At 72.3% G+C, this 18,301-nt stretch carries 23 protein-coding genes and 3 pseudogenes; 17 read left to right on the top strand and 9 right to left on the bottom strand.

The genetic code is table 11. The features are described from left to right. Window positions 1-332: 332 nt before the first annotated feature. On the bottom strand, window positions 333-1,340 hold the full coding sequence (locus AB0K51_RS13185; RefSeq protein WP_363453778.1) for a LysR family transcriptional regulator: 1,008 nt from the start codon (window positions 1,338-1,340) through the stop codon (window positions 333-335). 108 nt (window positions 1,341-1,448) lie between these two features. Between AB0K51_RS13185 and AB0K51_RS13180 the strand changes: the two genes are divergently transcribed. Both AB0K51_RS13180 and AB0K51_RS13175 read left to right on the top strand, forming a co-directional pair. Beyond that, the gene (locus AB0K51_RS13180; RefSeq protein WP_363453776.1) at window positions 1,449-2,492 is read left to right on the top strand and encodes a zinc-dependent alcohol dehydrogenase family protein; all 1,044 of its coding nucleotides are present in this window, start codon (window positions 1,449-1,451) and stop codon (window positions 2,490-2,492) included. Window positions 2,493-2,666: 174 nt separating this feature from the next. Next, window positions 2,667-3,353: an NAD(P)H-binding protein gene (locus tag AB0K51_RS13175; RefSeq protein WP_363453774.1), complete on the top strand. Its 687-nt coding sequence runs from the start codon at window positions 2,667-2,669 to the stop codon at window positions 3,351-3,353. A gap of 298 nt (window positions 3,354-3,651) precedes the next feature. Here the strand turns inward: AB0K51_RS13175 and AB0K51_RS13170 are convergent, their stop codons facing one another. The 3 genes from AB0K51_RS13170 to AB0K51_RS13160 are packed head-to-tail and all read right to left on the bottom strand — an operon-like array spanning window position 3,652 to window position 4,607. Then, a complete protein-coding gene (locus AB0K51_RS13170) occupies window positions 3,652-3,936 on the bottom strand; it encodes a hypothetical protein (RefSeq protein WP_363453772.1) in 285 nt (94 codons plus the stop codon). Then, the gene (locus AB0K51_RS13165; RefSeq protein ID WP_363453770.1) at window positions 3,917-4,423 is read right to left on the bottom strand and encodes a hypothetical protein; all 507 of its coding nucleotides are present in this window, start codon (window positions 4,421-4,423) and stop codon (window positions 3,917-3,919) included. Before AB0K51_RS13165 ends, AB0K51_RS13170 begins: the two co-directional genes overlap by 20 nt. A 55-nt stretch (window positions 4,424-4,478) precedes the next feature. After that, a complete protein-coding gene (locus tag AB0K51_RS13160) occupies window positions 4,479-4,607 on the bottom strand; it encodes a hypothetical protein (protein WP_363453768.1) in 129 nt (42 codons plus the stop codon). A 110-nt stretch (window positions 4,608-4,717) separates the two neighbouring features. Here AB0K51_RS13160 and AB0K51_RS13155 point away from each other — a divergent pair. The 3 genes and pseudogenes from AB0K51_RS13155 to AB0K51_RS13145 all read left to right on the top strand — a co-directional run. Beyond that, window positions 4,718-4,828: pseudogene (locus AB0K51_RS13155) on the top strand (Hsp20/alpha crystallin family protein); the annotation flags it as partial. Window positions 4,829-5,027: 199 nt separating this feature from the next. Continuing rightward, window positions 5,028-5,345: a MerR family transcriptional regulator gene (locus AB0K51_RS13150; protein WP_363453766.1), complete on the top strand. Its 318-nt coding sequence runs from the start codon at window positions 5,028-5,030 to the stop codon at window positions 5,343-5,345. A 294-nt stretch (window positions 5,346-5,639) separates the two neighbouring features. After that, entirely contained in the window at window positions 5,640-5,894 is a 255-nt protein-coding gene (locus AB0K51_RS13145; RefSeq protein WP_363453764.1) for a hypothetical protein, read from the top strand. A 135-nt stretch (window positions 5,895-6,029) separates the two neighbouring features. Here AB0K51_RS13145 and AB0K51_RS13140 read toward each other — a convergent pair whose 3' ends face one another. Beyond that, window positions 6,030-6,932, bottom strand: coding sequence for a Rieske (2Fe-2S) protein (locus AB0K51_RS13140; RefSeq protein ID WP_363453762.1), 903 nt, complete (start codon window positions 6,930-6,932; stop codon window positions 6,030-6,032). Between the two features lie 257 nt (window positions 6,933-7,189). Between AB0K51_RS13140 and AB0K51_RS13135 the strand changes: the two genes are divergently transcribed. From AB0K51_RS13135 to AB0K51_RS13085, 11 genes and pseudogenes are all read left to right on the top strand, one after another. Beyond that, the gene (locus AB0K51_RS13135; protein ID WP_363453760.1) at window positions 7,190-7,744 is read left to right on the top strand and encodes a type 1 glutamine amidotransferase domain-containing protein; all 555 of its coding nucleotides are present in this window, start codon (window positions 7,190-7,192) and stop codon (window positions 7,742-7,744) included. 68 nt (window positions 7,745-7,812) lie between these two features. Continuing rightward, the gene (locus AB0K51_RS13130) at window positions 7,813-8,706 is read left to right on the top strand and encodes an SDR family oxidoreductase (RefSeq protein WP_363453758.1); all 894 of its coding nucleotides are present in this window, start codon (window positions 7,813-7,815) and stop codon (window positions 8,704-8,706) included. Window positions 8,707-9,065: 359 nt separating this feature from the next. Continuing rightward, window positions 9,066-9,272: pseudogene (locus AB0K51_RS13125) on the top strand (ornithine decarboxylase); the annotation flags it as partial. A gap of 43 nt (window positions 9,273-9,315) precedes the next feature. Further along, on the top strand, window positions 9,316-9,816 hold the full coding sequence (locus tag AB0K51_RS13120) for a CinA family protein (protein WP_363453756.1): 501 nt from the start codon (window positions 9,316-9,318) through the stop codon (window positions 9,814-9,816). Between the two features lie 417 nt (window positions 9,817-10,233). After that, window positions 10,234-10,377 carry a hypothetical protein gene (locus AB0K51_RS13115; protein WP_363453853.1) on the top strand — a complete coding sequence of 48 codons (144 nt, stop codon included), beginning with the start codon at window positions 10,234-10,236 and terminating at the stop codon, window positions 10,375-10,377. A gap of 43 nt (window positions 10,378-10,420) precedes the next feature. After that, entirely contained in the window at window positions 10,421-12,316 is a 1,896-nt protein-coding gene (ddaH, locus tag AB0K51_RS13110; protein WP_363453754.1) for a dimethylargininase, read from the top strand. A 41-nt stretch (window positions 12,317-12,357) separates the two neighbouring features. Next, the gene (locus AB0K51_RS13105) at window positions 12,358-13,008 is read left to right on the top strand and encodes a HemK2/MTQ2 family protein methyltransferase (protein WP_363453752.1); all 651 of its coding nucleotides are present in this window, start codon (window positions 12,358-12,360) and stop codon (window positions 13,006-13,008) included. Beyond that, a complete protein-coding gene (locus AB0K51_RS13100) occupies window positions 12,995-13,219 on the top strand; it encodes a CDGSH iron-sulfur domain-containing protein (protein WP_363453750.1) in 225 nt (74 codons plus the stop codon). Before AB0K51_RS13105 ends, AB0K51_RS13100 begins: the two co-directional genes overlap by 14 nt. A 71-nt stretch (window positions 13,220-13,290) precedes the next feature. Beyond that, window positions 13,291-13,578 (top strand): SDR family NAD(P)-dependent oxidoreductase, encoded by a 288-nt coding sequence (locus tag AB0K51_RS13095; protein ID WP_363453748.1) that lies wholly within the window; start codon window positions 13,291-13,293, stop codon window positions 13,576-13,578. 133 nt (window positions 13,579-13,711) lie between these two features. Beyond that, complete coding sequence (locus AB0K51_RS13090; protein WP_363453746.1) at window positions 13,712-13,918, top strand: hypothetical protein; 207 nt, start codon at window positions 13,712-13,714, stop codon at window positions 13,916-13,918. A 38-nt stretch (window positions 13,919-13,956) separates the two neighbouring features. Beyond that, a pseudogene (locus tag AB0K51_RS13085) lies at window positions 13,957-14,115 on the top strand (alcohol dehydrogenase catalytic domain-containing protein); the annotation flags it as partial. 85 nt (window positions 14,116-14,200) lie between these two features. Here the strand turns inward: AB0K51_RS13085 and AB0K51_RS13080 are convergent. Further along, window positions 14,201-14,590, bottom strand: a complete 390-nt coding sequence (locus tag AB0K51_RS13080; RefSeq protein ID WP_363453744.1) for an STAS domain-containing protein — start codon at window positions 14,588-14,590, stop codon at window positions 14,201-14,203. Window positions 14,591-14,962: 372 nt separating this feature from the next. Here AB0K51_RS13080 and AB0K51_RS13075 point away from each other — a divergent pair, with 372 nt between their 5' ends. Next, window positions 14,963-15,613 (top strand): hypothetical protein, encoded by a 651-nt coding sequence (locus tag AB0K51_RS13075; RefSeq protein ID WP_363453742.1) that lies wholly within the window; start codon window positions 14,963-14,965, stop codon window positions 15,611-15,613. Window positions 15,614-15,777: 164 nt separating this feature from the next. Here AB0K51_RS13075 and AB0K51_RS13070 read toward each other — a convergent pair whose 3' ends face one another. From AB0K51_RS13070 to AB0K51_RS13060, 3 genes are all read right to left on the bottom strand, one after another. Continuing rightward, the gene (locus AB0K51_RS13070; protein ID WP_363453851.1) at window positions 15,778-15,897 is read right to left on the bottom strand and encodes an Rv0909 family putative TA system antitoxin; all 120 of its coding nucleotides are present in this window, start codon (window positions 15,895-15,897) and stop codon (window positions 15,778-15,780) included. A gap of 152 nt (window positions 15,898-16,049) precedes the next feature. Beyond that, window positions 16,050-17,168 (bottom strand): acyl-CoA desaturase, encoded by a 1,119-nt coding sequence (locus AB0K51_RS13065; protein WP_363453740.1) that lies wholly within the window; start codon window positions 17,166-17,168, stop codon window positions 16,050-16,052. 7 nt (window positions 17,169-17,175) lie between these two features. Continuing rightward, window positions 17,176-18,237: a ferredoxin reductase gene (locus tag AB0K51_RS13060; RefSeq protein ID WP_363453738.1), complete on the bottom strand. Its 1,062-nt coding sequence runs from the start codon at window positions 18,235-18,237 to the stop codon at window positions 17,176-17,178. Window positions 18,238-18,301: the final 64 nt, after the last annotated feature.

The following is an 18,301-nucleotide window of genomic DNA, read 5'->3' as shown; positions in this document are numbered from 1 at the left end:
CGCTGTCGACCGCCGACGCGAGGGTGCGACGGACACTCCGCATTACCAGATCCACCTGGTGGACGAGGACTTCAGGCACTCGGTGACGGAGCTGCTAACTCCTGCCGCCGCCGGGTGACGGGGTGCCCTCCCGGCAGGGCACCGCAACGCTGGACTTCGTGTTGGACCGTCAGGTCCTGCACGTGATCGGGGACCCGCAGGCGGTGCCACGTCTTCGGCCAGCGGTGGCCGGCCGAGGTGGGCAGGCCGGACAAGGCGTTCGGCTTCGAGTCGGGCAAACGGTGTGTATGACGTGCACATGAACCAGGGCCCGGTCGGCGGCGGGGCTTGAGCTAACCCCCTGGTCGAGAAGTGGCGGGGGACGATGGCGCCGTTGAAGTTCGCCGCTGGTGGTCGTCATTCCCCGCCTGCTGCTCTCCTGTCTCCGTTGCGCCTGGCGCGCTGTCGAGATCACGAAGTGCGGCGAGGCCGGCAGCGATCGCAGGTTCGTGTACCGTGCCGGGCCGGACGGCGGTCTCGATCGTGCGGGCGAGAGTGCTGTCCGTCACCGGCCACGCCGCCAGCACCGGCGGGAGGCGGACTGCCGCCATGCGGGGGATGAGGACGGTGTGGCCGCCGCTCGCTGCGAGGGCGATCATCGCGGAGAAGTCGGTGCAGGTGTGGCGGATCTGCGGAGTGAAGCCGGCTGACCGGCAAGCCTGGAGGACCGCGTCCCCGCAGGCTGTCTGCGGCGGGGCGATGATCCACTGGGTGTCTGTGAGATCCCGCAGTTCGATCGGGATCCTCTCGGGGTGGGCCGCCGGGTGGTCGTTCCGCAGCACCGCCACAAGTGGATCGGTCCGCAGGGCGAGAGTCTCCACGCCGGCGGGCGGCGGTGTGGCGAGGTTGGCGTAGCGGTAGAGCAGTGCGATGTCGACGCGGCGCTGGAGCAGCAGCCGCACGGCGGTTTCCGGTTCGGCCTCGGTGATGTGCAGCCGCAGGTTCCCGTGGGCGCTCGCCAGGGCTTCGCCGAGCGGGACGGCCAAGGGGGCGAGGGCGCTGGGGAAGCAGGCGACGTGGAGGGGACCGGTCGGCTCCTGCGAGGCGGCATGCAGCCGGTCCTGGGCCTGTTCGAGAGCGGTGAGCACGTGCTCGGTGTCGTCGGCCAGCTGCCGACCGGCGGCGGTGAGGTGGACGGAGCGACCGGTGCGTTCCAGCAGCCGGGTCGCGGTCTCGTCCTCCAGCAGCCGTAGCTGCTGCGAGACGGCAGAGGGCGTGACGCCGTGGAGCTCGGCCACCGCGGTCACGGTGCCGTGGACGGCCAGGTCGCGGAGCAGGATGAGTCGTCGAACATCGAGCATTAGTTCATCTTAAACCGGTGATGTAGGGAATGTAGCTGGACGTGGGGACAGGTTCCCGGCGACGCTGACTGTCCCGGCCCGAACCCCCGAGCAGTGCAGGAGAACTCCGTGCGTGCCACCGTGATCCACGGCCCCAACGACATCCGAATCGAGGAGGTGCCCGACCCGGTCGTCCGGCACCCCACCGACGCGGTGGTCCGCGTGGTGAACGCCTGCATCTGCGGCAGCGACCTGTGGGCGTACCGGGGTGTGGCCTCCCGCACGGCCGGCCAGCGGATCGGCCACGAGTTCCTCGGCATCGTCGAGGCGGTCGGCTTCGAGGTGCGGGACTTCCGCCCCGGCGACTTCGTGGTCGCCCCGTTCGTGTGGTCGGACGGCACCTGCGACTACTGCCGTGAGGGACTGCACACCTCCTGCCCGCATGGTGGGTTCTGGGGTGAGGTCGGCTCGGACGGCGGGCAGGGCGAGGCGGTCCGGGTGCCGTTCGCGGACGGCACCCTGGTGCAGCTGCCGAAGGAGACCGCCGGCGAGGAGAAGCTGCTGCCCGGCCTGCTCGCCCTCTCCGACGTGATGAGCACCGGTCACCACGCCGCGGTCGCCGCCCAGGTCCGGCCGGGCGCCACCGTTGCGGTGGTCGGCGACGGCGCGGTCGGCCTGTGCGGCGTGCTCGCCGCCCGGCGGCTCGGCGCTGACCGGATCATCGCGTTGGGCCGGCACGACCAGCGCACTGCGATCGCCCGCTCGTTCGGCGCCACCGACGTGGTCGCAGATCGCGGCGACGCCGCGATCGAGGCGGTCAAGGAGCTGACCGGCGGTCAGGGCGCGCACGCCGTCCTGGAGGCCGTCGGCACCGAGGAGTCCATGCGCACCGCCCTCTCGATCGCCCGCGACGGCGGCGCGGTCGGCTACGTCGGCGTGCCGCACGGCGGCAGCGCAGGTGTCGACATCGGCCAGATGTTCGGCCGCAACGTCTCGCTGGGCGGCGGCGTGGCCCCGGCCCGCGCCTACATCCCCGAGCTGCTTCCGGACGTCCTGTCCGGCGCGATCGACCCGGGCCTGGTCTTCGATCGCACCGTCGACCTCGACGGGGTGCCCGGCGGGTACGACGCGATGGACAACCGCACCGCACTGAAGGTCCGTATCGCCTTCTGAGCCCGGTCTGCCACGACGGGCTCGGGTCGGCGCCAGACCGGCCCGCCGCACTCGACCGGCTCGCTGCAGCAGCGGCTGCCAAGTCCACGTCGGCGATCTCAGCCGGCCGGACGCCTGGACGTCAGCACCCGTCCGGTGGAGACCGCACCGCCATGTCCGTTGGAGGAGAGTTTCATGAAGATCGTGATCGCAGGTGGCCACGGCCAGATCGCCCGGCGCCTGAGTCGACTGCTCGCTGCGCGCGGCGACACCGTCGTCGGAATCGTTCGCAACCCGGACCACAGCAGCGACCTGCTGGCGGACGGCGCGCAGCCCGCGGTCCGCGACCTCGAGCAGGCATCGTGCGAGGACGTCGTTGCGATCCTGTCCGGGGCTGATGCCGTGGTCTTCGCCGCCGGGGCCGGGCCGGGCAGCGGCGCTGCCCGCAAGCACACCGTCGACCACCGGGCCGCGGTCCTTCTCGCCGACGCCGCGCTGCGGGCCGGGGTCCGGCGGTATGTGATGGTCTCCACCCGCGGTGCGGGCAGCCCACCCCCAGACCATGCCGACGGAGTGTGGGCCGCCTACGTGAACGCCAAGACCGCCGCGGACGACCATCTGATGGCCCAGGACCTCGACTGGACCGTGCTGCGACCGGCCGCCCTCACGAACGAGCCGGGCGTCGGCACCGTTCGACTCACCGCTGAGCGGAGTGTCGGCCAGGTCACCCGCGACGACGTTGCCCGGGTGCTGGTTGCGTTGCTCGACACCTCCGCCGCGGCTGGCCTCGTCCTGGAGCTCGCCGAAGGACCCGACCCGGTCGCTGATGCGGTGTCACATGCCGCGAAGGCTCGTATAGGACAGCCTGCACCGCGCTGGTAGACCCGGCACTACCACCCCGGCCCCGGTCATCGTGGTGCCGTTGGTGGGTGCGAGCGGACACCTTGGCCGCTGCCCGCTGCCCGACCGCTGCCGGAAGCGAGCGCGACGGCAGGCGCCACCAGCCGTGCCCTAACTCCCTTCGCGTTCAGGGCAGTAGGGGAGTGATGATCCGTCGCCACGGGGTCACGACGCGCACTCTCGAGCCTCCGGAGTCGGGCAGGAGAGGTGCTCGCCGGCGGTGGGCCGGCCGTGGAATCGGGGAGCGTGAGATCAGCTCTCCTGCCGCCGATCCCGCCCGTCACGGTGGCGGCCCGGACCCGGATTCTCGTTCCTCGCCCGGGTGGGGGCGGGGGCGTCCGAGGGCTGTGGCGGCGGGCGCCGCGGTCGGGGTCGGGGTGGGTGGGGGCCAGGGATCGGTGGCGAGGGTGCGGCGGATCGCCGCGAGCCGGGCCAGGTGGGCGTCGGTGGCGGCGAGCGTCGCGGCGCCCTGTTGCCGGATCCGGTGCTCGAGGGCGGCGAGTCGGTTGTCGATGTGCTCCCAGGGGTCCTGGGCGATCGCGGGATCAGGCGCGTCGTTGGTCACTGTCCTGGCGGAGGCGGTCGGTGTGGAGGGCGAGATCGTCGAGGCGGGTGGCGAGGCCGGAATGGGTGCTGCCGAGGTGGGGGCGTATGTCGGCCAGTGGCGCCATCAGGGCGGCCGGGTCGGTGGAGCCGAGCGCGGTGGTGAGCGCGGTGAGCGCCGGACGGGCCCGGGGTGGGAGGCCGGGGGTGGCGATGATCTGGGCGGCGAGCACGCGCAGCGCGGCGCCGTGGTCGCGGGCCCAGGCCGCGATGGCGCGCTCGGCCGCTCGGCGGTCGCGCACGGCCTTGACCCGTTCGGCACCGGTCTCCGGATCGGCCGAGGCGCCGCCCGGGGGGCGCAGGCGCAGGTAGCGGTTCTCGGCGGCCTGGCGGCTGGCGACGCCCATCGGGAGGGCGAGGTCGGCCCAGGTCGCACCGGCGGCGCGGGCAGTCTCCACCAGCGGGGCCTCCCAGTCGGCGAGCTGGGCCCGCAGCTCTCGCAGCAGCACCAGGGCGGCCAGGGCCTGTTCCGCATCAGCCTGCTCGCCGCGCTGTTCGGGGCCGTCACGCTGGGGGGGCGCCGGGCGAGCGGGCTGCCCGGACGGTGTCGTCGATGGTGGCGAGCGCGGCGACGGCGGCGAGGAAGGGCGGCGACTCGGAGCCCTCGGTGTGCTTCTGGGGGGTCTTGCTCATGGCGTCATTCTATGGACGACACTCCGCACTTGTCATCGGATGGATGACATGTTAGAACGGTTTCAGGTGAAAGCGCACTGGCACCCATCGATCAGTGGAGGTGTTTCACGATGCTGATGCGCACCGATACGTTCCGTGAACTGGACCGTCTGACCCAGCAGTTCCTGGGCACGACCGGCACGTGGTCGCGGCCGACGCCGATGCCGTTGGACGCCTACCGCTCACGCATACGCGATCCCCGCACACCCCCCAGGGGCAGTGCGGAAGTCACAGGACCGGCCCAGGCCGGTAGATGGTGTTGTTTCCCCTTCGGGGCCCCGGGAGCCGACATGGCCCCGGGGCCCCTCGACGCGTTCTCCCGAGAACCAGAGAGGTGCAGTGACCACCACGGCCAGCTCCGACACGCCCGACACACCCGGCATGCTCGACGATGACGACTACCCCGCCTACACCATGGGCCGCGCCGCCGAGATGACCGCCACCACCCCCGGCTTCCTACGGGCCCTCGGCGAACACCGCCTCATCACACCACTGCGCTCCGACGGCGGACACCGCCGATACTCCCGCTACCAACTACGCATCGCCATGCGCGCCCGCGACCTCGTCGACCAGGGCACCCCCATCGAAGCCGCCTGCCGCATCATCATCCTCGAGGACCAACTCGAAGAAGCGCTGCGCCTCAACGAACAACTCCGCGCCCGCTCCCAGGGAGACGAGAAGCCCGACGCAGGCACGTAGCCCCGCCCGACGTGCGACCCGCAACACAGCCCTGACTCCGCAGCTCACCCACGGCGCGGCGGCACTCGCCGCCTGCGGTGTCTGATCGCCGGGCCAGAGCGTGAGCTGAGTGTCCGTGGTGCACATCGTCCGCGAGGACGCGTGCGCCTGTACGGGCCTCCCACGCTGCGGCACCCGGTTCGGGCCGGCCGGACGTCCGCGTGTGCGGCCAGGCGGGTCGGGTAGACGTCGTGCGCCCGTGTGGCCCGGTCGCTTCTGCGGCCGGCCCGTGGTCCCACCCGAAGGGAGAACGCCATGATCATCGCCGCAGCGAACGGGCCGAATGCGGTCGCCATCGGGCTCTCCGCTCTGTTCATCCTCGTGCTGCTCGTTGGCGGTTTCGTCTGGGGGAGCCGCCGCGTCTCCCGCCGGGCCCGGCCGCGGCCCGAGAGCGGCCCGGCGCGCAGCCGGGCCGGGTCGTGGCGGACCCCCGACGGCGGTCGGCAGGTGCCCGGCGACTCCGCCGGGCGCGGCCCCGAGCCGCCCGGAGCAGACCGCCAAACGCCCTGACCTCCCGGATCAGCCCGCCGCACCTGGGCGTCACCCCGTCCGCTCTGCCCGGCGAACCCCAGATTGACGGTCTGGGCACGGCAGGCGCTCAGGACGACGGTCTTCGTGGCCGCGGCGGTGGAGCAGGGGGCGAGCCTATCCGGCGTCGGGCAAGCGGGCCTGGAGGTTGCCGTCGCCGTCGGTGCGGGTGAGGAAGTGCGGCTGCGGGGCGGTGGCAGGGCCGCCGACGTTCCAGCCGTCCGACAGGCGGAAGACGCTGCCGTGCCAGGGGCAGGTCACGCAGCCGTCGGCGACCTCGCCCTCCGAGAGGGGGCCCGAGGCGTGACTGCAGCGGTCGGCCAGGACGTGGAACACATCGGCGGATTCCCGCATCACCAGTACCGGCACCTCGCCCACCAGCCGGCGCGCCGGCCGTCCCTCGGCGAACTCATCCGCGTGCCCGAGCGTGTGCCAGCCCGGCTCCACCAGGTGCGGTACGGGCTCCGTCCGGTTCGCACCGGCTGCCTGACGGTAGGCAAGGTGGCCGCCGATCGCTGCTCCGGTGCCGACCGCAGCGAGCCCGGCCAGGCCCAGGGCTCGGCCCAGGCGTTGGCGGCCGCAGGAGCGGGCTGCCCACGACGAACCGAACAGGACCGTCGCGGCCGCCATCGACCCGGCGTGGAGCAGGCCGGTGCGCATCTGCCGGTCGTGCTGTTCGGCCCAGTCGACCCATCCGGTGAGCGCTGCCGGAGCTGCGGCGAGGACACCGACCGCGACGAGAGAACGCGCGACGCGCTCGCCGTCGGGCGTGAAGTCCAGGACGACGGCGGACATCCAAGCGCCTACCGGCAGTTGGACAAGGCCCGGGTGCAGCGGGTGTCCCAGCGGCCGTCCGTGCAGCACGTCGCGCAGTCGCCCCAGCGGCAGCCCCTGGACGGCGCGCTTGAGCGGCGCGGTCACCGCGTCGAGTTCGGCCGCCCCGCCCACGGCGTCCAGTGTCCGCAAGACCCAGGCCGTGATCCCGTCGTCGTAGCAGCCGGACCGGCTGGCAGCACTCATCCGCGTGGTGAAGGTTCCCATGAGACCCAACGCTGCCCGTACGGCCGGATCGCCGCGGCTCGAGCTGAGCCGCCCGGCCTACTGACGGGGACGGTTTCCACCGAAGGCGCGCCTTGGGGAGCTGTGCCAGCGTGGGAGCGTTCGGCGGGCGCGCCCGCCTGGCAGGCTCACCGCCCGTCACGGGAGTGAAACGGGCGCAGCCGACCATCCTCCGTCGGCGATCGCCCCCGACGACCTCAGCAGAACAGGAGCCCGCCGTGGCCACGTTGCAGGGAAAGACCGTCGCGTTCCTCGTCGCACCCGAGGGCGTCGAGCAGGTCGAACTCACCGAGCCTTGGCAAGCCGTCCAGGAGGCGGGCGGCACAGCCCGATTGGTATCCACCCGAAGCGGCAGCGTTCGGGCGTTCAACCACCTCGACCACGGTGACACGTTCAAGGTCGACGCCGTGGTCGCGGACGCCTCGGTGGACGACTACGACGCGCTCGTGCTGCCAGGCGGCGTCGCCAATCCCGACGCTCTGCGCATGGACTCGGACGCGGTGGCGTTCGCCAGGTCGTTCTTCGACGCCGGGAAGCCGGTTGCCGCCATCTGCCACGCCCCGTGGACGTTGATCGAGGCGGACGTGGTCCGAGGGCGCAACCTCACCTCCTGGCCGAGCCTTCGCACCGACCTGGTCAACGCCGGCGCGCACTGGGCCGACGAGCAGGTCCGGGTGTGCACGGACGGGCCCAACGTCCTGGTGAGCAGTCGCAAGCCCGACGACCTGCCCGCCTTCAACGACACGCTGGTCACGGTCTTCGCCGCGGCCTGACCGAACCACACCGCCGGCAGGCGATCAGGCCGACGGCCCACCCACCCTGAAGGGAGCCTTTCGCCGTGATGAGCGACCAGCACACGCCCCGCGACCCCACCGAGCAGCACCCGACGCCGCCGTTTCCCGAGCAGTCCCAGCCGCACCCCGGCACCGGCGGCGCCATGAGCCCGGTACCTGACCACGGGGAGACCTCCTACCGCGGGACGGGCCGTCTGGAGGGCAGGGTCGCGCTGATCACCGGCGGCGACTCGGGTATCGGCCGGGCGGTGGCGCTGGCCTTCGCACGCGAGGGCGCGGATGTGGCGTTCTGCCACCTGCCCGAGGAGGCCGCGGATGCCGAGGAGACCGCCCGTGTGGTGCGCGAGGCGGGCCGACGGGCGGTGGCCGTGGCGGGCGACCTGCGTGAGGAGGCGTTCTGCACGGGCCTGGTGGAGCGCTGCGTCGCGGAGCTGGGTGGCCTGGACATCCTGGTGAACAACGCCGCCTACCAGATGTCCCAGCCGGAAGGACTCGCCGCGATCAGCAGCGAGCAGTTCGACCGGGTCCTGAGGACCAACCTCTACGGCATGTTCTTCACCACCCGCGCGGCCCTGCCCCATCTGAGGGCGGGTGGCTCGGTCATCAACACCGCGTCCGTCCAGGCGTACAAGCCCAGCCCGCACCTGCTGGACTACGCCATGACCAAGGCCGCGATCGTCGCCTTCACGCAGGGCCTGGCGATGCAGCTCGCCCCCCACGGAATCCGGGTCAACTCCGTCGCCCCCGGCCCGGTCTGGACTCCGCTGATCCCGGCCACCATGGACGAGGAGAAGGTCGCACACTTCGGCGAGCAGTCACCGCTCGGGCGCGCCGCGCAACCCGCCGAGATGGCCCCGGCCTACGTCTTCCTCGCCTCCCAGGAGTCCTCCTACATCACGGCGGAGATCCTCAACGCCACGGGCGGGACGCCGCTGCCCTGATGACCTGCCTCCGACCGAAGGCAGGGTTGGGGATCGCGTAGGAGCGACGGAAGCTGATCGGCATCGGGGCGGGGCCGGCGGTCGTACCCGCCTGGCGGGCCCCGCGTCAGCCGGTGATCTCGGGCCTCACCCGACGGACACCGGGAAAGCTCGGCGAGTCAGCTCGACCGCGATGGCGGCGTCCACTTCACGAACCCGCGGTTCGACCGTCAGCGACACCGTCCGTTTTGGGCACAGGGCTTCCCGGTGTGGCGGGTTCTCGTCGCGGGACCGAGTGCGAGTGCGTGGCTTCGGCTGTTGCGTCGTACCGGTCCCGTACGGTCGGGTGCTGCGCGGTGCCGGGGGTTGCCGGGGGGCCCACCGAGCAGGTCCCCGTCGACAAGGCGGCCGGACGGGTCGCGGCCGAGATGCTCACCCCGTACCCGCCTGGTATCCCCGCCGCGCTGCCGGGCGAACTCCTCGACAAGTAGGTCACCGACTACCTGCGCAGCGGAATCGAGGCGGGCATGCTCGTTCCCGACAGCGCCGACCCGGCCCTGGACACGGTCCGGGTCGCCGTCGAGTAGGCCGACCACGATGTCCTGCGAGCCAGACCCAGCCAAGCGCGGCATGCAGCCTCCGCCTGACCGGCCGGGAGTCCTGGTTCGGCAGATCACCGCCGCGCTGGCTGCCGCCGGCCACACCGTGTCCGTCGCCGAGTCGCTGACCGCGGGGCGGGTCGCGGTGGCCTTCGCGGACGCGCCCGGTTCGGGTGGGACGTTCCTGGGCGGCGTGGTCGCCTACGCCACCGACCTGAAAGCGGACGTCCTGCACGTCGACTCCGCGCTCCTCGCCCGTGCCGGGGCCGTCCACCCGGAGGTCGCGGTCCAGATGGCACAGGGAATCCGCGCGGTCACCGGCGCCACCTACGGGCTCGCCACCACCGGTGTCGCCGGCCCCGCCCCGCAGGACGGCCGCCCCGTGGGCACCGTCTACGTCGCCGTCGCCCACCCCCACGGCACCCGCACGACCCGACCGGAAACCCCATCCGCGCCACCGGAGTGCATTCAGGACCGCGCGGTACTGGCCGCACTGCAACTCTTCCACGACCAGCTGCGCCCAGGCCCGTGATCCAGGGCGCGGACCTGTTCGCGCCTCGGCCGGATGCCGCGTGTGGACGTAGGGCGGCGCGAAGGCGTGGCGGCTGACGGCCCCTCTGACGACCAGCGATCCCACGCGGCCCGGGCGGAGCCGGGTGACGGGTGCGCCGCGGCCCCGGAAGCCAGCGGCTGGGCACCGAGGCTGCCGGCCGTCGACAGTACCTCTACCGTCCCGCCTTCCGTGCCAGGCAGGCAGGCAGGAGGCGGCGGAGCGTGAGCACGTGCAGGCCCGAACTCGCCTCCGCCGGCCGAGAGCCGGCCCGCGGCGCGACGCGCTGTCCGGTCGCTGGTGCGCCCGTCCGCGCCGTGTCTACCGCGCGGCGTCCCGGGTAGGCGCGATGGCGATCCTCGCGAGCACGGAGGTGGCCGTGGAGCTCTGAACCGGGAGATGCTCGCCCAACTCGCCCAGGCCACCCGCGACTCGCCCCTCCTCGACCTCGCATCCGCCTGCCACCCCCGATCCCTGCGCCAGATGCGCTGGACCAACACCATGATCAAAGCCCTGTCCCCCCGGCTGCTCGCCAGTCGCTGACCGAGCCGTCCGACCAAGCCGTCCCCTCGCCCAGGAGGAGCCGATGACCTCCACCGCCGTCCCGCGCCGTGAAGCGGTCCGCCGGCGCTACCTACTCTGTCCGCCGACGTACTTCGCGGTCGACTACGCGATCAACCCGTGGATGGACCCGAGCCGCCCGGTCGACAGCGAGGCCGCCCTGCGGCAGTGGCGGAAGCTCCGCGACACGCTGAACGAGCTGGGCCACCGGGTCGAGACCATCGCTGCCCGGCCGCGGCTGCCGGATATGGTGTTCGCCGCCAACGGTGCCTCGGTGGTGGACGGCCGGGTCCTGATCGCGCGGTTCCGGCACCCCGAACGGGCGCCCGAAGCGACGGCCCACCGCGCCTGGTTCCGCACGGCGGGGTACCGCCCGACGGTCGCCCGGTTGCCGAACGAAGGCCAGGGCGACTTCCTGCCGATCGGCGGCCGGGTCCTGGCGGGCTCCGGCCTGCGGACGAGCCCGGCCGCGCACGGCGAGGCGGAGCTGGCGTTCGGTCGGCGGGTCGTCAGCCTTGCTCTCACCGATCCGCGCTACTACCACCTGGACACGGCACTGGCCGTGCTGAGCGACGACCAGATCATGTACTACCCGCCGGCCTTCACCCCCGAGAGCAACCGCACCCTGCACGCCCTGTTCCCCGGTGCGATCCTGGCCGGTGACCAGGACGCCTCAGTCCTCGGCCTCAACGCGGTCAGCGACGGCCGCCACGTGCTGCTCACCGAGGCCGCCCACGGTCTCGCCGCGCAGCTGTACGACCACGGCTTCGTCCCTATCGGGGTGCGGTTGCCCGAGTTGCTGAAGGCGGGCGGCGGCCCCAAGTGCTGCGTCCTGGAACTGCACCCGGCACCGGGGGGGGCAGCCGTGACTCCCACCCCTGCGACCGGCCACGCCCCGCACGCCGCCGTCAGCGCGGCACCCGCCCTGCCGAGACCGCGCGGACCCCTCAGCGCCGGGCTCGTCACCGCCCTCCGCGCCTTCCCCGACCCGGCCGCGCGGATCGCGCGCCCGCCGATCGAGGACCCGTGGGGCGAGGACCTGCAACTGGCCCTCTACGTCTGCTACGAACTGCACTACCAGGGCTTCGCCGAGGTCGACCCCGACTGGGAGTGGCACCCGGGCCTGTTGACCCTGCGAGCCGCGCTGGAGCACGCGTTCCTCACGGCAGTCCGGCAGGGGACCGGCGAACCGCCGCCGCTGGCCCGGGCCCTGGCCGCCCTGCTGGCCGACGACAGCGCCGGCACCGGCCCCTCCCACCACCTGCTTCACCATGGGGAGCGCTGGCAGGCACGCGAGTACCTGGTGCACCGCTCGCTCTACCACCTCAAGGAAGCCGACCCGCAGATGTGGGTCGTGCCACGCCTGCCGAACCCCGCCAAGGCCGCGCTCGTCTCGGTGCAGTACGACGAGTACGGCGCCGGCCACCCCGACCGCGCCCACGCACGACTGTTCGCCGAGATGATGGCCGACCTCGACCTGGACCCCGGCTACGGACGCTACCTCGAGGACGTCCCGGCCCCCGCCCTCGCCGTGGTCAACCTGATGTCGCTGTTCGGCCTGCACCGCTCGCTGCGCGGCGCGCTCGTCGGCCAGTTCGCCGCGGTGGAGATCACCTCACCGCCCGGCGCCGCCCGGCTGGCCGCAGCGCTGGAGCGACTCGGCGCATCCTCGGCCGGCACCCTGTTCTACCGGGAGCACGTGCTGGCCGACGCCGTCCACGAGCAACTCGTCCGACGCACCGTCATCACCCCACTGGTCGGGGGCGATCCCTCGCTCGGCCCCGACATCGCCTTCGGTATCGCCGCCACCGCCGCAGTGGAAGCCCGGCTCGGCGCCCACCTGCTCACCTGCAGGCAGCACGGCCACAGCTCCCTGCGCGCGCCGCTGCCGGACGCATCCGCTCCAGCGGAGGAAGCCTGATGCCAGGGATCAAATCGGTCGAAACGGGCAGGCGCTCCACCATGCTTCTCCTGCGACCTCCCGGCGTGTACCCCGCCCAGGGCGACACCGCTCTCCTCATCGAGGCACTGCGGCGCGAACGGCCACAACCCGGGTCCCGGCTCCTCGACCTCGGCACCGGAAGCGGGGCCGTCGCACTGGCCGGCGCCGAACTCGGCGCCACCGTGACCGCCGTGGACCTGTCGCGGCTCGCGCTCGCCACCGCCTGGGCCAACGCCCGGCTGCGTCACCTGCGCCTCACGGTCCGCCACGGCGACCTGACGTCCCCGGTGGCCCGGCGCCGCTTCGAGTTCATCGTCTCCAACCCGCCCTACGTACCCTCGGCCCGGGACCGGCCGCCCCGGCACGGCAGCGCGCGGGCCTGGGACGCCGGGCCGACCGGGCGGCTGCTGCTCGACCGCATCTGCCGCCAGGCCCCGCTGCTGCTGACCGCGGGGGGTGTGCTGCTGATGGTGCAGTCCTCCCTGGCGGATCAGGCAGCCACCGTGCATGCTCTCCGGAAGTCCGGGCTGCGGGCCGGTGTGGTGGCGGCCATGACCCAGCCCTTCGGGCCGGTCATGTCGCAGCGGGCCGACTGGTTCGAGGAGCGCGGCCTGATCGCCGTCGGCGAGCGGGCGGAGACCTTGGTGGTGGTGCGCGGTGTCCGGCCGTGACGAGCAGTCCCTCCCGAGGCTGCGGCTGACCGGCAGCGGACCGGTACTGGTCGACGGCCCGGTGGAGATCGTGCTTCCCGACGGCCGGAGCATCCGGGCCGACCGGCCGGTGACGGCGCTGTGCACGTGCCGCCGCAGCCGTCGCTACCCGTTCTGTGACACCAGCCACCGCCTCCGTGACCGCGACCAGGACCGACAGCCGGATGCCTGAGCGTGCTCGCCGCCGGTGGCGGCGCAGGGTGTCCCGGCGCGGCCGACAGGGGAGTTGGGAAATGACGGGCGATGTCGAAGAGGATCCCGATCGTCGGCCGGACGGCGCTGGTCACCGGCTCCTCGCGGGGCATCGGCCTGTTGATCGCGGGCGAACTCGCCTCGCGCGGCTGCCGCGTGATGCTCTGTGCGTGCGACGAACCCGCCCTCGCACGTGCCGGGGCCGGACTGCGCGGACTGCCGGGAGCGGCGGCGGCAACCAGCTGCGATATGACCTCGGCCGAAGCGCCCGGCAGGCTGCTGGCAGCGGTGCGCGACCGGTTCGGAGCCGAGGTCGACCTCGGGCGGGGTCGATCGTGACCATCGGCTCGATCGGCGGCCGGATCGCGGTGCCCCACCTGCTGCCGTACTCCACCGAGCCGTCCGGCGGATCGTCGACGCCGTCGAACACGGGCGCCGCGAACTCGTCCTCACCCCGCTGGCGAAAGCCGGTGTGCTGGCACACGGCCTGGCGCCCGCGACCACCGGCCGCGCCCTCGCCCTGGCAGCCCGGCTGCTTCCGCCCGGTGGCGACGCCCCGTTCCAACGCCGAACCGGTGCCGAAGCCGCCCGGGGCTACCGGCGGAACGGGGCGCTCCACCGCCTCACCGCACTCGGTGACCGGGCTGCCCACCGCAACAACGAGCCCACCGCGCAGTGACGTTGAGCCCCTGACGCCGCGTTCGCCAAGGAGGAACGATGAGAGCAGTCACCTGGCAGGGCTGCCGCAACGTCGAGGTCCACAGCGTTCCCGAGCCGCGGATCGAGGAGCCGACCGACGTCCTCGTCGAGGTCACCGCCACCGGCCTGTGCGGCTCCGACCTCCACCTCTACGAGGTACTCGGCGCTTTCCTGGACGAACATCCTCGGCCGGCGATGCAGGTGGAACCGTCGAGGAGGCCGCTGCGCGGCACGCGTAGGTCAGGCCCGCCGACTCTCAACCCTACGGTGCCGGTGCGGTGCCGTTGTCGGCGAGCGCTTGCGCGACGGTGTCGTAGACAGGCAGGACGGCGTCGGCTCCCGTGATTTCCAGGACCCGGCGTGCTCCGCTGCTCGGGGCGGCCAGGACGAGCCGGGTGCCGGCTGCGCGGGCGGTGAGGCGGGCGCTGAGGAGGGCATTGAGGCAACTGGAGGTGAAGAGGCGGACGGCGGCCAGGTCTACGGCGAGTACGGCCGGTCGGCCGTCCAACACCGCCCGTAGCGCATCCCGAACTTGGCGCTCGTTGCCCATGTGCGCGTCGCCGACGAGCACGCAGACGGTGTTCTGTCCTGCCCGGCGGCTTTCGATCCGCAGGTCGGGTCCGATGAAGACGGAGCAGTAGTCGGATGGCATGGCACCGAGGCTCCATCCCGGTCGGGGAAAGGCCGGGGCATCATCCCCACGCGGGGTTCGGGAGACAGTGCGGCGACAGTTGACGGGCGTCCGGCAGGTCACCACGGTGGTGCGAGACGGCACGACGCTCCCCTACCCCGCGCCCGCATTCCCACACACCAGTCACGCGGCCGGCTCCCGTGCCGGGCCTGCTGCGAGACGTCGCGGACCCGGGGGAGGGGCATAGCAGCCATCGTCCCCGGACGCGGCCGCAAGCGGCAGCGCGGGACGCACCCTCGGGTCGACCCTGATCCCCGGCTGTCAGAAACCCCTGCGAGGATGCGGTGCCGCAGCCGGGGACCGCCCGGTTGCCCGGCAGTGAGGAAGTGTCAGATGGATTTCGCCAAGCCGTTGTTCGCTCACCTCGTGGAGGCGCCGCAGACGAGCGGACCACGCGAGTCCTGGTGGATTCATGCCATCGGTTCCTTCGTCGTGCGGACGGAATGGGCCACCGTCTTCGACCCGACGTCGGGGGAAGCGGACGGTTTGGAGGTGCCTCCGGGCAGCCATCGGGTGTACGCGGTGATGGACGCGGCGCCAGGGGCGGCGCCGATGGCGGTCGGGCTGCTGCTGTGGTTCGGCGAGACGCCGCCGGTGGAGCTCGGCGAGTACTCGGGAGTCGGCGTGCTGACGCACTGCGGCGTCGTGTGCCTCAGCGGTTCGTCCGACGATGACGGCGCCCTGGTGGACGCGCTGATGCGGCTGGCCGGGCTGGAGATCCGGCACCGTGCCGCGAACGGCCAGGACCGGGGTCTGCTGCCGCTCTTCGATGCCGCCTGTCGGCAACACCGGCCCGACGCCCTGCGGCTGCCCGAGGAATCCGCTCCCGACGCGTTCCGCGCCGGATGGCACGTCCTGTCGGACGAGCGGACCCAGGCGATGGTCGTCGCGCTGCTGGACAACGGTGAGGGCGGCGGCATCTACCCCTGCCTCGACGCGCACGGGCGAGAGGTCGCCCACCTCGTGCAGTTCGAGACGGAGTGACGGGCAGCCGGCGGTACTGACAGTGGGGGAAGTCCGCGAACAGCGACCGGCGGCCGCGTCCGCCGGCGACCTCCGGTGGAGGACGGCCCCCGCCCGTACGCGATCGGCCGGGACCGGCGACCCCTCACGGGAGCCGGGGCCTCGGCCTTCGGCGAGGCGGGTGGCTATGCCTTCGGCGGGGTGTCCTCGTCGGCTTCCGGGGGCGTGTCCGCCAACTCGTCCTTGAGCTTCTGCTGGGCTGCGTCGACCTGCTCGCCGTGCTTGCCCTGGGTCTTCTCGTCGATGAGGTCCCGGCCTTGTCGCTGCCGCCCGGCCGGGTGACGTGTCGGCTCCAGCCAACTCCCTCAGCGGTGGCGTACGGGCTCCATTCACCCGCTCGTGGGCGGGGCCGGGCCGGGACAGCGCTCCCGCCCGACCCAGGGGGCGGGGCCGGAAATCAGGCCGCGATGAGCTCCTGTTCGCGGTCCGGCGTCCTGACCTTGGGCTTCTTGTTCGGCAGCGCGAGCCGGAAGACCTTGCGCCACGCGGAGAACACCTGCTTGGGCAGCGGCCCGGTAACGTAGTCCAGCTCGTACTTCTCGAACAGCGCGCGCACCTTCACCGCGACCTCGGCGTACCGGTTGCTCGGCAGGTCCGGGAACAGGTGGTGCTCGATCTGGCGCGACAGGTTGCCGGTCATGAAGTGCAGGGCCTTGCTGCCGCTGATGTTCGCCGAGCCCATCATCTGGCGCAGGTACCACTGGCCGCGTGTCTCTCCCTCGATCGACCGGCGCTCGAAGACCCGTACGCCCTCGGGGAAGTGCCCGCACATGATCACCGAGTGGGTCCAGACGTTGCGGACCAGGTTCGCGGTGAAGGTGGCGGCGAGCGTGGTGAGGAACGACGGGCCCGACAGCAGCGGGTGGATCACGTAGTCCTTGAGCACCTGCTTGCGGATCTTGCGGCCCACGGCCTTGGCCCGCTGGCGGAACTCCGGGTCCTTACGGCGGCGCCTGTGCAGGTTCTTGCCGAGCTCCAGGTCGTACGCCGCGATGCCGTACTCGAAGAAGCAGGCGTTGAGGAAGTTCCACAGCGGCTGGCCGAGGTGGAACGGGTGCCACCTCTGGTCCTCGTCGACGCGCATGATGCCGTAGCCGAGGTCGTTGTCCTTGCCGATCACGTTGGTGTACGTGTGGTGCAGCTCGTTGTGCGAGTGCTTCCACTGGTCGGACGGCGAGACGTGGTCCCACTCCCAGGTGGTGGAGTGGATCTTCGGGTCCCGCATCCAGTCCCACTGGCCGTGCAGGACGTTGTGGCCGATCTCCATGTTGTCCATGATCTTCGCCACGGACAGGCCGGCGGTGCCGAGCAGCCACGCGGGCGGGAAGATCGAGAACAGCAGCACGCCCCTGCTGGCCAGCTCGAGCTTGCGCTGCGCCGAGATGACCTTACGGATGTAGGCGGCATCTTTCTCGCCGCGGCCGGCGATCACCTCGTCGCGGATCGCGTCCAGCTCGCGGCCGAGCTCCTCGATCTGCTCGGCGGTCAGGTGGGCGGTGGGGTCGATGGCGGTCAAGGTGCCTCTACCGTTCGATGTCGCAGGCGCCCGCCGCGGCGGACACGCAGGTCTGGATGAGGACGCCCGGCTCGGCCTCGGTGATCTCGCCGGTGCGCAGGTCGCGGACCGCGCCCGCCTTGAGCGGCGTGACGCAGCCGAAGCAGATACCCATGCGGCACCCGGAGGGCATGAGCACGCCGGCCTCCTCGCCCACCTCCAGCAACGGCGTGGCGCCGTCCGCGTCGACGGTCCTGCCGGTGGCGCTGAACGTGACCTCGCCGCCGCCACCGCCGTCGGTGACAACGGTGCGGGGGCGGAAGCGTTCGGCGTGCAGGCGCTCCTGGACGCCGTGCTCGAGCCAGTGCTCCTCTGCGGCGTCCAGCAGGCCCTCGGGCCCGCAGGCCCAGGTCTCGCGCTCGGCCCAGTCGGGCACGAGCTCGCCGAGACGGGCGATCTCGAGCCTGCCGTCCGTGGCGGTGTGCACCTCGGTGAGGCGCAGCTTCCCGGCCGCGACCAGGCCGTGCAGCTCGTTGCGGAAGAGCACGTCCTGCGGCCGCGGCGCGCAGTGGACCATGACGACGTCGTCGAACTCGATGTCGCGCAGCATGCCCATCACGGGCGTGATGCCGCTGCCGGCCGTCAGGTAGAGCACCTTCGCGGGCTTGGCATGCGGCAGCACGAAGTCACCGGTTGCCTGCTCGAGCTGGACCAGCGTGCCCGGTCTCGCCTTGCGGACCAGGTGGTTGCTCACCTTGCCGTCCGGGATCGCCTTCACGGTGATCGTGACACGGCCGTCCTGACGGTTCGTCGGCGAGGTGATGGAGTAGGCACGCCACAGGCGCCTCCCGTCGACGTCGACCCCGACCCGCACGTACTGACCGGCCGTGTGGCCGCGCCAGCCCCGTCCCGGCCTGATCACGACCGTCGCGGCGTCACCCGTCTCGAGGTGCACGGCCTCGATACGCCCACGCAGGTCGGCGCCCGCACGCAGTGGGCTGACCAGGTCGAGGTAGTCCGACGGCAGCAGCGGTGTCGTGACCATCTCCAGCAGTTTCCACGCCCTGCTGCGGAGCGCTGCACTCGTCATGACTCCAGCTTGCTGCGCCTCGGGGCGTAAAGTCCTGACCGTAGGATGTGAATCCGGTCGACAG

The sequence above is a fragment of the Kitasatospora sp. NPDC049285 genome, assembly GCF_040678815.1.
Lineage (GTDB): Bacteria > Actinomycetota > Actinomycetes > Streptomycetales > Streptomycetaceae > Kitasatospora.
The sequence above is the reverse complement of the archived record's forward strand: the minus strand, read 5'-3'. Positions and strand labels throughout refer to the sequence as shown.

Coding starts and splice junctions, on each gene's coding strand:
- AB0K51_RS13185 (WP_363453778.1), bottom strand. CDS start 1,340: ATGCTCGATGTTCGACGACTCATCCTGCTCCGCGACCTGGCCGTCCAC.
- AB0K51_RS13115 (WP_363453853.1), top strand. CDS start 10,234: ATGCTCGCCCAACTCGCCCAGGCCACCCGCGACTCGCCCCTCCTCGAC.
- ddaH (WP_363453754.1), top strand. CDS start 10,421: ATGACCTCCACCGCCGTCCCGCGCCGTGAAGCGGTCCGCCGGCGCTAC.
- AB0K51_RS13140 (WP_363453762.1), bottom strand. CDS start 6,932: ATGAGTGCTGCCAGCCGGTCCGGCTGCTACGACGACGGGATCACGGCC.
- AB0K51_RS13175 (WP_363453774.1), top strand. CDS start 2,667: ATGAAGATCGTGATCGCAGGTGGCCACGGCCAGATCGCCCGGCGCCTG.
- AB0K51_RS13075 (WP_363453742.1), top strand. CDS start 14,963: ATGGATTTCGCCAAGCCGTTGTTCGCTCACCTCGTGGAGGCGCCGCAG.
- AB0K51_RS13160 (WP_363453768.1), bottom strand. CDS start 4,607: ATGAGCAAGACCCCCCAGAAGCACACCGAGGGCTCCGAGTCGCCGCCC.
- AB0K51_RS13150 (WP_363453766.1), top strand. CDS start 5,028: ATGCTCGACGATGACGACTACCCCGCCTACACCATGGGCCGCGCCGCC.
- AB0K51_RS13095 (WP_363453748.1), top strand. CDS start 13,291: ATGTCGAAGAGGATCCCGATCGTCGGCCGGACGGCGCTGGTCACCGGC.
- AB0K51_RS13130 (WP_363453758.1), top strand. CDS start 7,813: ATGAGCGACCAGCACACGCCCCGCGACCCCACCGAGCAGCACCCGACG.
- AB0K51_RS13060 (WP_363453738.1), bottom strand. CDS start 18,237: ATGACGAGTGCAGCGCTCCGCAGCAGGGCGTGGAAACTGCTGGAGATG.
- AB0K51_RS13120 (WP_363453756.1), top strand. CDS start 9,316: ATGCAGCCTCCGCCTGACCGGCCGGGAGTCCTGGTTCGGCAGATCACC.
- AB0K51_RS13080 (WP_363453744.1), bottom strand. CDS start 14,590: ATGCCATCCGACTACTGCTCCGTCTTCATCGGACCCGACCTGCGGATC.
- AB0K51_RS13105 (WP_363453752.1), top strand. CDS start 12,358: ATGCTTCTCCTGCGACCTCCCGGCGTGTACCCCGCCCAGGGCGACACC.
- AB0K51_RS13145 (WP_363453764.1), top strand. CDS start 5,640: ATGATCATCGCCGCAGCGAACGGGCCGAATGCGGTCGCCATCGGGCTC.